This is a genomic window from Celeribacter sp. (genome assembly GCF_048261515.1).
GTDB lineage: Bacteria > Pseudomonadota > Alphaproteobacteria > Rhodobacterales > Rhodobacteraceae > Celeribacter.
The window spans coordinates 55580-69279 of record NZ_JBLXFZ010000002.1; the positions used below are offsets into that span (position 1 = coordinate 55580).

At 58.0% G+C, this 13700-nt stretch carries 12 protein-coding genes; all 12 read left to right on the top strand.

Translation table 11 applies throughout. The features are described from left to right. Positions 1-58 precede the first annotated feature (58 nt). The 12 genes from ACN0SC_RS05160 to ACN0SC_RS05215 all read left to right on the top strand — a co-directional run bounded on the left by ACN0SC_RS05160 (position 59) and on the right by ACN0SC_RS05215 (position 13689). The gene (locus ACN0SC_RS05160) at positions 59-1249 is read left to right on the top strand and encodes an MFS transporter (RefSeq protein ID WP_417248605.1); all 1191 of its coding nucleotides are present in this window, start codon (positions 59-61) and stop codon (positions 1247-1249) included. Further along, positions 1249-2409, top strand: a complete 1161-nt coding sequence (locus ACN0SC_RS05165) for a thiolase family protein (protein ID WP_417248606.1) — start codon at positions 1249-1251, stop codon at positions 2407-2409. The genes ACN0SC_RS05160 and ACN0SC_RS05165 overlap by 1 nt, the downstream gene beginning before the upstream one ends. Next, positions 2406-2771 (top strand): Zn-ribbon domain-containing OB-fold protein, encoded by a 366-nt coding sequence (locus ACN0SC_RS05170; protein ID WP_417248607.1) that lies wholly within the window; start codon positions 2406-2408, stop codon positions 2769-2771. The genes ACN0SC_RS05165 and ACN0SC_RS05170 overlap by 4 nt, the downstream gene beginning before the upstream one ends. A 12-nt stretch (positions 2772-2783) precedes the next feature. Further along, the gene (locus tag ACN0SC_RS05175; protein WP_417248608.1) at positions 2784-4436 is read left to right on the top strand and encodes an acyl-CoA synthetase; all 1653 of its coding nucleotides are present in this window, start codon (positions 2784-2786) and stop codon (positions 4434-4436) included. A 37-nt stretch (positions 4437-4473) separates the two neighbouring features. Continuing rightward, complete coding sequence (locus ACN0SC_RS05180) at positions 4474-5943, top strand: aldehyde dehydrogenase family protein (protein ID WP_417248609.1); 1470 nt, start codon at positions 4474-4476, stop codon at positions 5941-5943. Between the two features lie 48 nt (positions 5944-5991). After that, a complete protein-coding gene (locus ACN0SC_RS05185; protein ID WP_417248610.1) occupies positions 5992-6729 on the top strand; it encodes a GntR family transcriptional regulator in 738 nt (245 codons plus the stop codon). A gap of 15 nt (positions 6730-6744) precedes the next feature. Further along, on the top strand, positions 6745-8169 hold the full coding sequence (locus ACN0SC_RS05190) for an L-fucose/L-arabinose isomerase family protein (protein ID WP_417248611.1): 1425 nt from the start codon (positions 6745-6747) through the stop codon (positions 8167-8169). A gap of 80 nt (positions 8170-8249) precedes the next feature. Continuing rightward, entirely contained in the window at positions 8250-9290 is a 1041-nt protein-coding gene (locus ACN0SC_RS05195) for an ABC transporter ATP-binding protein (RefSeq protein WP_417248951.1), read from the top strand. Between the two features lie 66 nt (positions 9291-9356). Then, entirely contained in the window at positions 9357-10700 is a 1344-nt protein-coding gene (locus ACN0SC_RS05200; protein WP_417248612.1) for an ABC transporter substrate-binding protein, read from the top strand. Positions 10701-10762: 62 nt separating this feature from the next. After that, positions 10763-11704, top strand: coding sequence for an ABC transporter permease (locus ACN0SC_RS05205; RefSeq protein WP_417248613.1), 942 nt, complete (start codon positions 10763-10765; stop codon positions 11702-11704). Position 11705: 1 nt separating this feature from the next. After that, positions 11706-12566: an ABC transporter permease gene (locus tag ACN0SC_RS05210; protein WP_417248614.1), complete on the top strand. Its 861-nt coding sequence runs from the start codon at positions 11706-11708 to the stop codon at positions 12564-12566. A gap of 13 nt (positions 12567-12579) precedes the next feature. Continuing rightward, a complete protein-coding gene (locus ACN0SC_RS05215) occupies positions 12580-13689 on the top strand; it encodes a nucleoside hydrolase (protein ID WP_417248615.1) in 1110 nt (369 codons plus the stop codon). Positions 13690-13700: the final 11 nt, after the last annotated feature.

Genomic DNA, 13700 nt, shown 5'->3' on the forward strand with positions numbered 1-13700 from the left:
CATCAGCCTGCATAACACACGTCACGGTCTGTCTTTCTCGGACAGGGTGGGCGGACGCATGAGCGCCGTCGCCTCCGCATCGAGAGCAATCCCGCGCGGCTTCGTGATGCGTCACGCTATGGCCCAACTGATCATGTGGTCAGCCTTCTACTATCTCTTGCCCGCCATCCTGCCGCATATGCTTGCGGGCACGGGGTGGTCTGGCGTGGTTGTGTCGGGGGCGTTTACGGCGGTTTTTCTGTTCTGGGCGGTGCTGTCGCCTGTCGCGGGCGCAATCATTGATCGTGGGTATGGCGCGGTTGCGATGCGTCTGGCGGGAGGCCTTGGTGCGTTTTTGCTGCTGATCTTCTCGGTGGTGCAGAGCCAGACCTTGGCGCTTGGAATTCTCGTCGTGTTGGGGCTTCCCATGGCGATGACCCTCTATGATCCCTGTTTTAGTCTTATGATTACGCGCTTTGGCGCGGGTCAGTCGTCGCGGCGTGCGATTACGGTTGTCACGCTTGTTGCGGGTCTTGCAACGCTGCTGACATTTCCTTTGGTGGCGTGGCTTGCGTCAGCGGGTATGGACTGGCGCTGGATCGTCCGCGTTTTTGCCGTCCTCGTTTGCATTGCCGTGGCGATTATGCCCGCCGATGGGGTTGTGCGAAGCGTCGCTCCTCGGCCTGACGGGGTACTAACACATTCGGGCGGAAAATCCCGTGCGATGGCTATCGGAATGGCCTTTGCCTTGGTGATGCTCGGACATGCGCTTCTGTTGTTCCAGCTTCCGCTTCAACTGGCAAAGCTGACTGACGGGGATGCCGCCCTCATGCTGCCGATGGTCTTGGGGCCTGCGCAGATATTCGGGCGTTTGGTTTGGGGTGCGCTCTTGGGGCGGATGGCATTGGATCGCGCGGCGATCGTGCTCTTCGGCTTCATGATTTTGCCGCCGCTTATGCTCTTTATGACTTCGGGTCTGACCGTCGCTCTGATCGCTCTTATCATCCAGGGCGCGGGTTTTGGTGTGCAGACGGTTATCCGTCCGATGCTTTCGGCACAGTGGATCCCTGAAACGGGTTTCGCGCAGCAGCTTGGCCTGATCGCGATGATCGGACTTCTCTTCATGGCACTCGCGCCTGTTCTGGGCGCATGGGTCGCCGCGGCATCGGGCGTCACGGGACTTGTCGCAATGGTTCTCGCGGTAGATCTGGCTGGTCTGGCACTGTTGCTAGGGTTGGTCGTTACCGCACGCAGGGAGGCTTGGGCGTGATGGGTGTTGTCGTAGCAGGTGGCGCCATGACGCCGTTCAATCGTCGCAAGGATGCAAGCTCCTATCGCGACTGGTGCGCTGACGCCTTTCACGGGGCCTGCATGGATGCGGGGCTGGATACGTCAGATATCGACGCGCTGGTTGTCGCCATCGAAAGCGATTTCTTCTCCCTGCAACTCAATCCAGCAGCACTTGTCGCGGATCACCTCGGACTGCGCGACATTCATGTCCAGCGCGTCGAAGGGGGCGGGGCCACGGGGCATTTGGCCGTGCAGGCAGGTGCCGCGCTCGTCGCCTCGGGGCAGGCACGCCGCGTTGCGGTTCTGGGGTTCGAGGGATCGGCCTCCCATCTTCCGCCCGCGTCGATGAGCCTGCTCTATGCCATGTCATATGACGCATGGGCGGAGGGGATGATCGAGATCGGTTCAGCCTCCATCTATGCTTTGTCCGCGCTTGCCTATATGGCGCAAACAGGTGCGACATCCGAAGATTTCGCAGGCATCGCCGCGCGCAACCATCAAAATGCGCGTTTAAATCCGAAGGCACATTTGCCACTGGATGTGAGCGTGGCCGATGTACTGGCCTCGCCAATGGTGTCGTCACCTTACCGTCGTCTGGATTGCTCTCCCTTGAGCGATGGCGCGGCCTGTGTTGTGCTTGCGCGGCCTGACGCTCTTCCTGAGGTGGGCAAGGGGCGTGCGACACTGGCGGGTACAGCCGTTGCAAATGATCTGGTACGGTTGGGGGATCGACCCGATGTTGGGCGTTTCCGCGCGAAAACCACGGCCGCACAGCGTGCCTATGCGCAGGCGGGCTGCCGTCCGAGCGACATTGGCGTGGCCGAAGTTTATGACAGTTTCTCGGGCGCGCAGCTTCAAGCATTGGATGCATTGGGTGTGGTCGAGGATGCGGTGGCATCCGAGCGCAACGGGCATTTCGCCGCCGATGGAGCGCTTCCCGTGAACCTCTCGGGCGGGCTGTTGGGGCAGGGGGCGCCTGTCGGGGCAACGGGCGTTGCGCAAGTGCTGACTGCCGCCCTGCAACTTGAGGGGCGCTACGAAGGTTTGCGCCCGCAGACACCACCTCGTTTTGCTCTTGTTGATACTCATGGCGGGGTTGCCACCCTGTGTGCGGTCTCCGTTTTGGAGGCGCCCCGATGAAGTATCACCTCGTACTTGATTACACCCTCGCGACAGGTCGCTTGTCGCCTTTCTTTACCGCTTTGGCTGAAGGGCGGGCCTGTGCCAGCTCCTGCATGTCCTGCGGACAGACAGCCTTTCCGCCGCGCGCGACATGCGCGGCCTGCCACGCTGACGGGTTCGACTGGGTGGACCTGACGGGGGAGGCAGAGGTGCTTCACATCACGCATACGGCAGATTCCGCATTCGCATTGGTGCAATTCGACGGGGCGGACACAACCGCGCTCGTCAGGATTGCGCATGACCAGACAGAGGGAACGCGCGGACGGCTCGTGCGCTCCGAAAATGAAACGGGCCTGTGGCTAGAGATCACGGCGTCTTAGGAGGAAAAAGAGATGTTTACGGATTGGACTGCGGATCAACTCGCACATATCGGTTTGAAACGGGCAGAGACGGGTGTCGAGATCGACATTCCCGAGGATGCTAATATCTACGCCATGACGGTTGGCAGGCAGATCGCAGAGGGGCGCGCGGATGCGCCTGCGATGGTGTTCGAAAAGCCCGATGGCACGTTGGAGCATTGGAGCTTCGGGCAGGTTGATGACGCCGCCACAGCTCTCGCCGCACGGCTTCGTGCTCTCGGTTACGGGCAGGGCGACTACATCGGGCTGCACACGGGAATGCGCCCCGAAACCGCCATTGCTCATATGGCCGTGTGCAAACTCGGTGGTGTTGCGGTGACGCTTTCGCAACTTTACGGCCCCGACGCCCTGTCCCATGCGCTCAACCATTGCGGCGCACGTTGCCTGCTGACGTCCGAGCAAGGTTGGTCGGGCTTGCGTGCTGACGCGAAAAGCCTCTTCCCCGATCTCGCGCACGTTCTCGTGGCCGATTGCGAAGGGTCCGAAGAAAACCTCGGTGATGTTCTGGCCTCAGACGCGCCTGCCGATTTCGAGCCCGCCTTCACGGGCGCGGACGATACGGCGCTCTTGATGTATACCTCCGGTTCGACGGGGATGCCGAAAGGTATCCGTCACGGTCACCGCGTGCTGGCGTCCTACCGTCCGTCGATCAACCTCTTTTTCAATCTCAGCATGTATGACGAGGATGCTGTATTCTGGTCGCCGTCCGATTGGGCGTGGGTTGGCGGATTGCTCGATATGCTCTTCCCCGCGTGGATGGCGGGGTGTCCTGTGGTCACTGCTGAAGCGCGGTTCAAGGCCGAATGGGCCTACGACTTCATGGCGCGCCACAAGATCACGCACACCTTCCTTGCTCCGACCGCGATCAAACGTCTGGCACAAACGTCCAATCCGCGTGACACCTACGATTTGTCGCTGCGCGTGATTTGCACGGGCGGTGAGGCACTGGCTGCGGATACGCTGGCATGGGCCGAGGACGAGCTTGGCGTTGTGTGCAACGAGTTCTACGGCATGACCGAGGTCAACCACCTCATCGGCAACTGTGCAGCGCTTTACCCGCGTCGCCCCGGTTCGATGGGCGTGGCCTATCCGGGCCATGTGGTGAAGCTGGTCGATGCGGATGGCAACGAGGTTCCCGATGGCGAAGAGGGTGAAATCGTCACCCCCGCCACGGCTCCCACGCGCTACTTGGGCTATCTCAAGAACGAGCAGAAGGAATCCGAGCTACGTCTTGGTGACTGGATGCGGACCTTCGACTTGGCTGTGCGCGATGAAGACGGATACTTCTGGTATAAAGGGCGCTCCGACGATCTCATCAAATCCTCGGGCTTCCGCATTGGACCTGCCGAGATCGAAAGCTGTTTGCTGGCCCACCCCGATGTCGCCGAGGTTGCCGTGATTGGCAAGCCCGACGCCGACCGTGGCCAGATCGTCAAAGCCTTCGTGCGTCTGGCAAAGGGCGCGAGCGCCGAGGATGACCTTGTGAAGGCGCTGCAAAACCACGTGCGTGAGCGCCTCGCCGCCTACAAGGCACCGCGCGAAATCGCCTTTGTCGACAGTTTTGAAATGACGTCCTCCGGAAAAATCAATCGCCGCGCTTTGCGCAATGCTGAAGCCGCCGCCTGAGTGGCGCCACCAGAAGCCGAGATGAAAAGGAAATAAGATGAAGATGATCCAACTCCTACCCGAAGTGGCTGCCTTTCTCGATGCTACGCAGGGGCTGCGCATTGATGGTGAACAGATCGAAACCTCGGAAACCATCTCGGTCGAGAACCCGTCCGACTGCTCGATTTTGGCGCAGGTTGCCTGTGCTGACGCAGGTCACGTCGATCAGGCCGTTTCCGCCGCGCGTCAGGCTCTAAACGGTCCGTGGGCGCGTTTGACGCCTCACGATCGCGGGCAGCTTCTGTGGAAACTCGCGGATGCGATCGAAGAACGAAAAGACGTTTTCGGACAGTTGGACGCTTTAGACAACGGCAAGCCCTTTGCTCATGCGCGGGACGTGGATGCGGTTTGGTCGGCCCGTCATTTCCGCTATTTCGCGGGTTGGCCGAGCAAGATCCAAGGTGCGACCATTCCCGTCTCGACGCCGGATCGGTTCAACTTTACCCGCATCGAACCTGTTGGCGTCTGTGGTATCATCACTCCGTGGAACTATCCCACGCTGATGGTCGCATGGAAACTGGCGCCCGCTTTGGCGGCGGGGAACACAATTGTTCTCAAGCCTGCCGAGCAAACCCCGTTGAGTGCGCTCTATCTCGCGGATCTGGCACTTGAGGTCGGGTTCCCCAAAGGGGTTCTGAACGTCATTCCAGGTTATGGGCGTGACGCAGGGGCTGCACTCGCGGCACACAATGGTGTGGATAAGGTCGGCTTCACGGGGTCCACGGAAACGGGGCGTCGGATCGTTGAGGCGTCAGCGGGTAATCTTAAGAAGGTCTCGTTGGAGCTTGGCGGTAAAGCGGCGAACATCCTGTTCGACGATGCTGATTTGTCGAAGGCTATTCCTGGTGCGTTCTGGGCGCTGTTTGGCAACAACGGTCAGTCGTGTACTGCGGGCGCGCGTTTGTATGTCCATCGCTCGAAAATGGATGAAGTTCTTGAAGGGCTACAAGAGCTGGCTAACGGTTTGAGCATTGGTCCGGGGATGGCGCAGGACGCACATGCGCTTGGTCCCGTTATCTCCGAGCCTCAGATGACCAAGGTTCTCGGCTATATCGAAAGCGGTCGCGCCGATGGTGGCGAGATTGTCGCGGGTGGCGCACGTCAGGGCAACAGCGGCTATTTCGTGCAGCCCACCGTTATCGCGGGCGTGCGGGACGACATGGCCGTTGCGCGTGAAGAAATCTTCGGTCCCGTTCTGAGTGTTCTTCCCTTCGAGGATGAGGATGACGTTTTGGCGCGTGCGAACGACACGGTCTACGGGCTGGCGGCTGGTTGTTGGACCCAAGACATCAGCCGCGCAAATCGCATGGCGGCGGGTCTCAAGGCGGGAACGATCTGGATCAACTGCTGGGGAGACACCGATGCGGCCTCTCCCTTCGGCGGAATGGGACAAAGCGGTTACGGCCGCGAAATGGGGCCAGACGCTCTGGCGCTCTACACGCAGACGAAGAGTGTCTGGCAAGGTTAACGAATGCATGATTTGATGCCGCGAGTTTAGCATCGGGAGTAAAACAGTATGAAAAACCCAACGATCCCAAAGTATAAGATGGTTCATGACGAACTACTCAAGCGCTTGAAGGCGGGGATGTATTCCGTCGGTACACGCTTGCCCTCGGAAGACGCCTTGGCGCGGTCTTTCGGTGTCAGCCGTCTAACAGCGCGTCGTGCGCTGGAGCCATTGGTAGATGCCGGTTATCTGGTGTCGCGACAGGGCAGTGGCTATCTCGTCAACACCCTGTCGCCGCCAGAAACAACCTGCCTGACCTCATTTACGGATATGGTTCTGCGCGACGGTCAGATTCCGGGCGCACGTCTGATTGAAATTCGTGAGCGTGATGACGAGCCGCCGCACGAAGTGACCTCGTTGTTCAATGAACCCGTGGCACTCATTCGGCGTCTACGAACGGTGGATGGTGTACCCACACTGTTGGTGAGCACTTGGCTGCCTTGTCGTTTGGTCGAGGGGATGAGCCCCGAAGACTTCCCGCAAGAGGGGCAGGACCAGTCAATCCTGCGCATTCTGTCGGAGCGGTTCAATCTCGATTGGGGGCGTGCCTGTGAAACCATTGGACCGTGCGCGGCTCCCGAAGACGCGGCGGAACATCTCGGTATCGAGGAGAACACGCCAATCCTGTCGCAGGCCTGCACCGCGTTCGACAGCGATCACAACCCTGTCTTTTTCGATCAGGTCTACCGCGTTGGCCCTGTCACTTTCAATCTCGTCGGAGCGCAAAGATCCTCCGACACGATCTAAAGAAGGAACAAATATATGTCTCTCGTGGTCGGAATTATCAAAGGGTCTCTTCCCAGCTATTTCCCTGAGAAATATGGCGTTTTCCCTGCCGCTTTTGCGGCTGTCGAGGAGGTCGCCTCTGGCGTTGATGCCCGTGTGGTGGAAGTGCCGAGCGTTCCCATGGATGGTTCTGGCGCGAGAGAGGCGGTCGATTATTGCAAAAGCAACGGCGTGGATTTCATTCTGCTTGTGCATGGTGGTTTCACTATGGGCGATGTTGCACGCGAAATCGCCGCGAGCGGAATGCCAATGGGGGTTTGGGCCACGCCTGAACCCGTTCATGAAAACGACATTCAGCTCAATAACTTTGTGTCCTTGAACATGAGCCTATCCATTGCACGCGGCGTGCGCGATCTACGTAAAGCGCCTGTGCAATGGTACTTCGGCGCACCCGATAGCGCACAGTTCCAAGCGCGTTTGGGGCGCACACTTCGAGCTTTGACGGCACGCAAGGCGTTGCAGCATGCGCGCATCGGTGTCGTCGGTGGTTTGGCGCCGACATTCTACAATATGGCGGTGTCCCCCGACACGTTGAAGCGCAGCACAGGTGTTGAACCTGTACACGTTGATATGATGCGCATGACCGCTGGAATGGCGAACTGTGCCGAGGATGACGTTGCGCGCGAAGTGGCCGCGATGTTGGCGAAAGCACCGATGCGCGGCGTGTCCGATGCTCATATGGAGAAAACCGCGCGGGCGGCATTGTCCCTTCGTGACATTGCAGCACAAGAGGGTTTCGTGGGCCTGGCCGTGTCGGACTGGCCGACTTTGCAAGAGGTCGAGGGTATCCATCCAGGTGCGGCGTTCACGTGGCTTGAAGAGAATGACAATATCCCCGTGGCTTCCGAAGGCGATGTGCTGGGAACGGTGACGCAACTCGTTGCGCGCGCGCTCACGGGACGTGTCGGTTGCCTACTGGATATGACCTCCCCGCAGCTGGAGCAGAATCGAATTCTGATGTGGCATGGCGGTGGAGGGCCGCTCTATATGGCGGCGGGAGAGGCGGCTTGGATCAACAATCCCATGATCGGTCGTGGCACCCCTGAAGGGGCCTGTTTCGGGGCCATTGTGGACTATGAATTCAGTGATGGCGCGCACACGATTTTGCGTGTTGCCCGCAGTGGCACAGCCACCTTCACCGTAGAAGGATCCGTGCAGGCGGGAGGAGAAACTGGCTTCACGGGGACGCGCGGCTGGGTCACGAATTTCCGTTCAAATACAGGTGATTGTACGGCATCCGATGTGGTCACGACAGTGATGGAGCACGGGCTTGAGCACCACTATGTCTTGGTGCCTGGTGAGTGGTCAGCCGACTTCAATGAGTTCTCGGCGTGGATGGCGATGGAACAACTTCCGGTTATTTCCGCCCATGATGGGCTGCCGAGCACTTCTATCGCTTGACAGGTTCCGTAAAGCGTGTTCAGGTTGTATCAACAAATTCGTCAATACAGATTTAGGGTGGGAGAAGCTCGTTGACAAAAGTGCAGATAAAGTCGGTTCGGAAAGAATTCGGTGGTTTCACCGCAATCGAGAATATCGACTTGGACATCGAGTCGGGCGAGCTGGTCGCTTTGTTGGGGCCGTCGGGCTGCGGCAAGACGACAACCTTGCGTATGATCGCAGGCCTTGAGCATCCGACAAGTGGGGAGATTTTGTTTGACGGGCGCGATGTTTCTGATCATCCCGTCCAAGATCGGAACGTAGGCATGGTGTTCCAGCGCTATGCGCTGTTCCCGCATATGACGGTCGAAAAGAACGTGGCGTTTGGTCTGAAAGTGCGTGGCACGCCTCAGTCCGAGATTGCTCCGCGTCTCGACGAAATCCTCGACGTGGTTCAACTGACGCAGTTCCGTCACCGCTTCCCCGCCCAACTTTCTGGCGGACAGATGCAGCGTGTCGCGATTGCGCGGACACTCATCACCAAGCCTTCGGTCCTGATGATGGACGAGCCGCTTGCAAACCTCGACACGAAACTGCGCGGCGAGATGCGCCAGTTTATTCGCGAGTTGCAGCAGCGCTTCGGGATCACGACGATCTTCGTGACGCACGATCAGGTTGAGGCGATGGAACTCGCTGACCGTGTAGCGGTGATTTTCAACGGCCATCTGGCGCAATTCGACACGCCGGAAGCGCTCTACAATCATCCCAAAACGCTTGATGTCGCCGACTTCATGGGCGCGTCGAACATCGTGCCTGGCCGCATGACTTCGGCCACGTCGGTGACAACCGATCTGGGTGAAGTCAGCGTCGTCGCACGTGATGACATCTCCGCAAACCAGTCGGTTCAGGTCATGCTCCGCAGTGAAGCTATTGATTTGAAGCTCGAAGCTCCTGCTGCAGGTAATGCCATCAGCGGGACTGTAACAGGGCGCGACTTCTTCGGTGCGAACGTAAGCTACGCCGTCGATTGTGGTGGACGAACCATCGAAGTTAACGAGCCAGGCGGTCGCCGCTTGGTCGATGTGGGGACGCCTGTGTGGCTCGATATCGCGCCCGACCGTGTTTGGCTCCTGCGAAACTGATCTGGCGCTTAAGCCTGAAACTTACTTTGGAGGAGTGAATTAATGAAAACTTTAGGGAGGACTACTATGAAACACTCATGGAAACTGGCGAGCGTCATCGCCATTGTGGCGGCTCAAGCTGCTGTAGCAGACGATGTGAATGAATTCCGCGAGGCATTCTTGGCTGGTGAACTCGACTGGTCCGCTGTCGAAGCGCGCGCCCAAGAAGAGGGCGAAGTGAACCTGTACTACTACGGTGGTATCGACCCGCTGAATGTTTGGATGGACCGCGTTGTTGGACCTGCTATGTCCGACCTCGGAATCAAACTGAACCCCGTGCGCATCACCGCGACCAAAGATGCCGTCGATCTGGTTCTTGCCGAGAAGAACTCCGGTAAGGGCCTCGGCGAAGGTAGCATTGACCTCATCTGGTTGAACGGCGAAAACTTCGCAACGCTCAAGCGTCAAGACGCATTGTTCGGTTCGTTCGCAACGCTTCTGCCGAATTCGGCAAACCTTGAGTTTGATCCAGAAGATCCGCGTTCGCAGCTGAACCTGCGTGACTTCGGTGTTGAAAACAATGCCGCAGAAATGCCGTGGTCTGGCGATCAATACGTCTGTTCCTATAACGCTGACCGCGTTGCAGCAGAAGACGTGCCTTCCACTTTTGAAGAGATGCACGCCTATCTGGAAGAGAACCCAGGCAAGTTCACCTACGTCAAGCCGCCGCACTACCTCGGCAACACCTTCGTTCAGGAAGTCATTTACGCATTCAATCCTGATGGTACGGGTGCCGAGCCTTTCCAACAGTCGCGTGACGACATCCCCGCAGAAGAGTTGGCACGTTTGATCGAGCCTGCCTTCGAATATCTTCGCGACATCGAGCCTCTGCTTCTTGACGGGACCAATGGGAGCGCACGCTACCCTGAGGACAACCCCTCGCTGGACGGCTTGTTCTTGAACGGTGAGATTGACTTCTCCTGTGCGTTTGGCCTCTACGGCGCGGCGACAGGGCTGGCTATGGGCACATTCCCGGAAGCTGCACAGCAGTTCATCTTCCCCGAAAACACCATGATCAAGAACAAGAACTATCTGGGTGCTCCATCCAATATGCCGAACCCCGCTGCGGCGATGGTTCTGGCTAACTGGATGACCTCGCTCGAGTCTCAGGCGACGAAAATGCAGATGGCGGGTCAGCCCGCAGGTATCGATGTGTGGAAACTCAGCGAAGCTGATGCTGCAACGCTCGCCGAAGCCTCTCCGGGCCTGATTGGTGTAACTGCGGAAGAACTTGCCGCTAATACCGCACCCGACACCAATGCGACGCTGGTTGATGTGATCGAGGCCACATGGCTCGAGTACATTGAGCGTGACAGCACGGACTCCATCGAAACCATCGTGGCGCGCGCCTACGAGAACCTTTCGAAGTAAAACGATCCTTGTCCGCCGCGCCCTACACGCGGCGGACACCATCCCCACATTTGGAGATCAGGATGTCAAATCCTTCAGCGACAGTCCCTGAACCTGCGCGCGCGCCTCGCCGCACTCTCGCCGAAAGGCAACGCCGCGCCCGTTTCTGGCAAATTGCGCAACTCGTGCCGATGATGGCTGTGTTGCTGGTATTGTTTGGCGGCGCGCTTTTTCTAGCCGTTCTACAATCTCTCGGCTTTGCACCTTGGTTCGGGGTCAACACTTTCCCCGACTTCTCGTTCTTTGGCGCCCTGTGGGGATCCTCGACGTTCTGGGTGTCACTTTGGCTGACGCTCTATTACGCGACGGTGTCTACCATCCTCGCCTTGATCTTCGGTACGCTTTTGGCTCTGGCGCTGGTGAAAACCTTCCCAAGCAAAACGCTCTATAAGTACCTCTACAAACTGCCATTGATGATCCCCTATACCGTCGGGATCGCCCTTGCCATGATCATGCTCGGCAATGGCGGTATGCTCTCTCGCTTGGCAGCATTCTTCGGACTGATCGACGATCCGTCGCAGTTCATCCAAATCCTCAAGACGCACTACGGGTGGGGCATCATCGCCGTGTACGTCTGGAAGCAGACACCGTTCATCACTTTGGCAGTATATGCCGTGTTGCTCGGGGTAGGGCGCGAAACCGAAGAAGCAGCCGCGATCCTTGGTGCTCGCAAATACCGCATCTTCTTCAGCGTTACCCTGCCGCAAATCCTGCCAGGTATCGTGTCGTCGACGCTCATCTGCTTCGCCTTCAATGTCGGCGCTTTCGAGGCTCCGTTTATTCTGGGGGGAGGGTTCCCTGATACCCTGCCAGTGGTGGCGTGGCGCTACTTCAATGACGCAGACTACACATTGCAATTGCAAGGCATGGCAACTGTTGTGTCCATCGGAATGGTCGCGGGTGTGATCTTGTTCTCATACCTCGCAGTATACCGACGCTACGAGCGTCGTATGGGGCGGAACTGATATGAAAAAAGCAAATGATACTTCACTGAACGAGCGTCTGTCCCCGTTCCAGAAGTTCTACCTGATTATCGTGGTGGGCTTTATCCTCGGGCCGTTCATTCCTTTGATCATTCAGAGTTTCGCCTTCCGCTGGGCGTGGCCTGATCTCCTGCCGAGCACTTGGTGGCTTGAACAGCGCGAGAAATCGATGTTCCCGCTCGCATGGGACTACGTTCTCTCGCCTTACAGCAACCTGTGGGAGGCGACGGTTAACACTGTGGTGATCGGGCTTGTGGTGACATTCATCTGTCTCGCGATCTCCCTGCCTGCCGCAAAGGTTCTGGCGCGTGACCAGTTCCGTGGAAAGAACGCGTTTGAGTTCTTCCTGTCGCTGCCACTGATTGTGCCCGAAGCTGCGATTGGTATCGCTCTGTTGATGATCTTCATTCATCTCGGATTGGCGGGTACCTACGTGGGGATTGTGATCGCCCATTTGATCCCGACCATTCCCTACATGGTGCGAATGCTCACATCCGTCTATCAGGGTCTCGGCCGTGATTTCGAGGAACAGGCGATGATCTTGGGTGCAAGCCCGTTGCAGGTCCTGCGCCTTGTGACCCTTCCCATGCTGTTGCCTGGCGTTGTGGCCGGTGCGTTGTTCACCTTCCTTGTGTCAACCAACATCTTCTTGCTGACCTTCTTCCTTGGACAAGGGAAGGTCATCACCTTGCCGACGCTTTTGTTCTCGAAAATCTCAAGCGGAACGCTCGACGCCTCCGCCGCTGGCCTCGCTTTGATTGTGACCGTTCCCGGGATCATTCTGCTCATCATCTCTGAGCGCTTCATCAAAGAAGAAGCTTTCGGCAAAGGCTTTGGAAATTAAAAGGACGTTTCACATGATCGACCCAACTATCCTCAGTCGCTTCCCCAAGATCGACCCCAAGACCCTTGAGGCACGACTTGGACGGCCAGGGCCTTCTCCGCGCGTGATCATTGATACCGACACCGCCAACGAAATCGATGACCAATATGCTCTCGCATGGTCCTTGCTCTCTCCTGAGCGGATGGATCTGGAAGGCGTCACCGCTGTGCCGTTTTCCTTTGCCCACCACAGGGAAGGCCTGCTCGAGTCCTATGACCTGATCAAAGACGCAGAAGGCAAGGGCGATGCCGAGCGCTTCATGGGCGGCTTCGGTGGATGGGCCAAGCGGCTGATCGACCAAGGGCGTAGCGTTGATGACGTCACCTTTGTCGGCCCCGCTGAAGGCGTGGAACTCTCTTATCAAGAGATCCTGCGCGTCTTCGACAAATGCGGCGTATCGAGTGAGGGGAAGGTCTTTAAAGGATCGCCCGCGTATCTCGAAAGTTTTGATCAGCCCATCGACACGCCTGCCGCACGGTTCATCATCGAGCGTGCGCGTGCCGAGGATGATCGCCCGCTGTATGTGCTCGCTATGGGTGCCCTGACGAATATCGCGTCTGCCTTGCTTATGGCGCCCGATATCATCGAGAAGATCGTCGTGGTTTGGACCGCATCCTTCCCGTCCTACGCGCCGTTCTGTAACGAGCCGTCATTGAACCTCGTGCAGGATAAACTTGCCTCGCAGCTTTTGTTCGAGAGCGGCGTCCCGCATGTCTATCTGCCTGGCTATCACGTCGGTGCGCAGCTGAAGATTTCGCTGCCTGAGATGGAGCGGTTTGTGAGCGGGCAGGGCGCGATTGGTGACTACCTCCACCACTTGTATACGCATAACCCGCTGCACGACATGTTCGCGATCACGGATGCGGAAACAAAGACATGGGTGATCTGGGACATCATCAATGTCGCGTGGCTGTTCGATCCTGACTATGTCTCGACCAAGATCATGCCGTCTCCTGTTCTCAATGACGAGTTGTATTGGGAGCATCCAGAGGGCGCGCATATGATGCTGGAAGCCTTCGATCTCGATCGAGATGCGATCTTTGAGGACTTCTACGAAACACTAAAGCGCGCACCAAAAGCGTAACCCAATCCCTC

Bases quoted from the DNA above. Each gene is read 5' to 3' on its own strand.
- ACN0SC_RS05160 (WP_417248605.1), top strand. From the start codon at position 59: ATGAGCGCCGTCGCCTCCGCATCGAGAGCAATCCCGCGCGGCTTCGTG.
- ACN0SC_RS05165 (WP_417248606.1), top strand. From the start codon at position 1,249: ATGGGTGTTGTCGTAGCAGGTGGCGCCATGACGCCGTTCAATCGTCGC.
- ACN0SC_RS05170 (WP_417248607.1), top strand. From the start codon at position 2,406: ATGAAGTATCACCTCGTACTTGATTACACCCTCGCGACAGGTCGCTTG.
- ACN0SC_RS05175 (WP_417248608.1), top strand. From the start codon at position 2,784: ATGTTTACGGATTGGACTGCGGATCAACTCGCACATATCGGTTTGAAA.
- ACN0SC_RS05180 (WP_417248609.1), top strand. From the start codon at position 4,474: ATGAAGATGATCCAACTCCTACCCGAAGTGGCTGCCTTTCTCGATGCT.
- ACN0SC_RS05185 (WP_417248610.1), top strand. From the start codon at position 5,992: ATGAAAAACCCAACGATCCCAAAGTATAAGATGGTTCATGACGAACTA.
- ACN0SC_RS05190 (WP_417248611.1), top strand. From the start codon at position 6,745: ATGTCTCTCGTGGTCGGAATTATCAAAGGGTCTCTTCCCAGCTATTTC.
- ACN0SC_RS05200 (WP_417248612.1), top strand. From the start codon at position 9,357: ATGAAACACTCATGGAAACTGGCGAGCGTCATCGCCATTGTGGCGGCT.
- ACN0SC_RS05205 (WP_417248613.1), top strand. From the start codon at position 10,763: ATGTCAAATCCTTCAGCGACAGTCCCTGAACCTGCGCGCGCGCCTCGC.
- ACN0SC_RS05210 (WP_417248614.1), top strand. From the start codon at position 11,706: ATGAAAAAAGCAAATGATACTTCACTGAACGAGCGTCTGTCCCCGTTC.
- ACN0SC_RS05215 (WP_417248615.1), top strand. From the start codon at position 12,580: ATGATCGACCCAACTATCCTCAGTCGCTTCCCCAAGATCGACCCCAAG.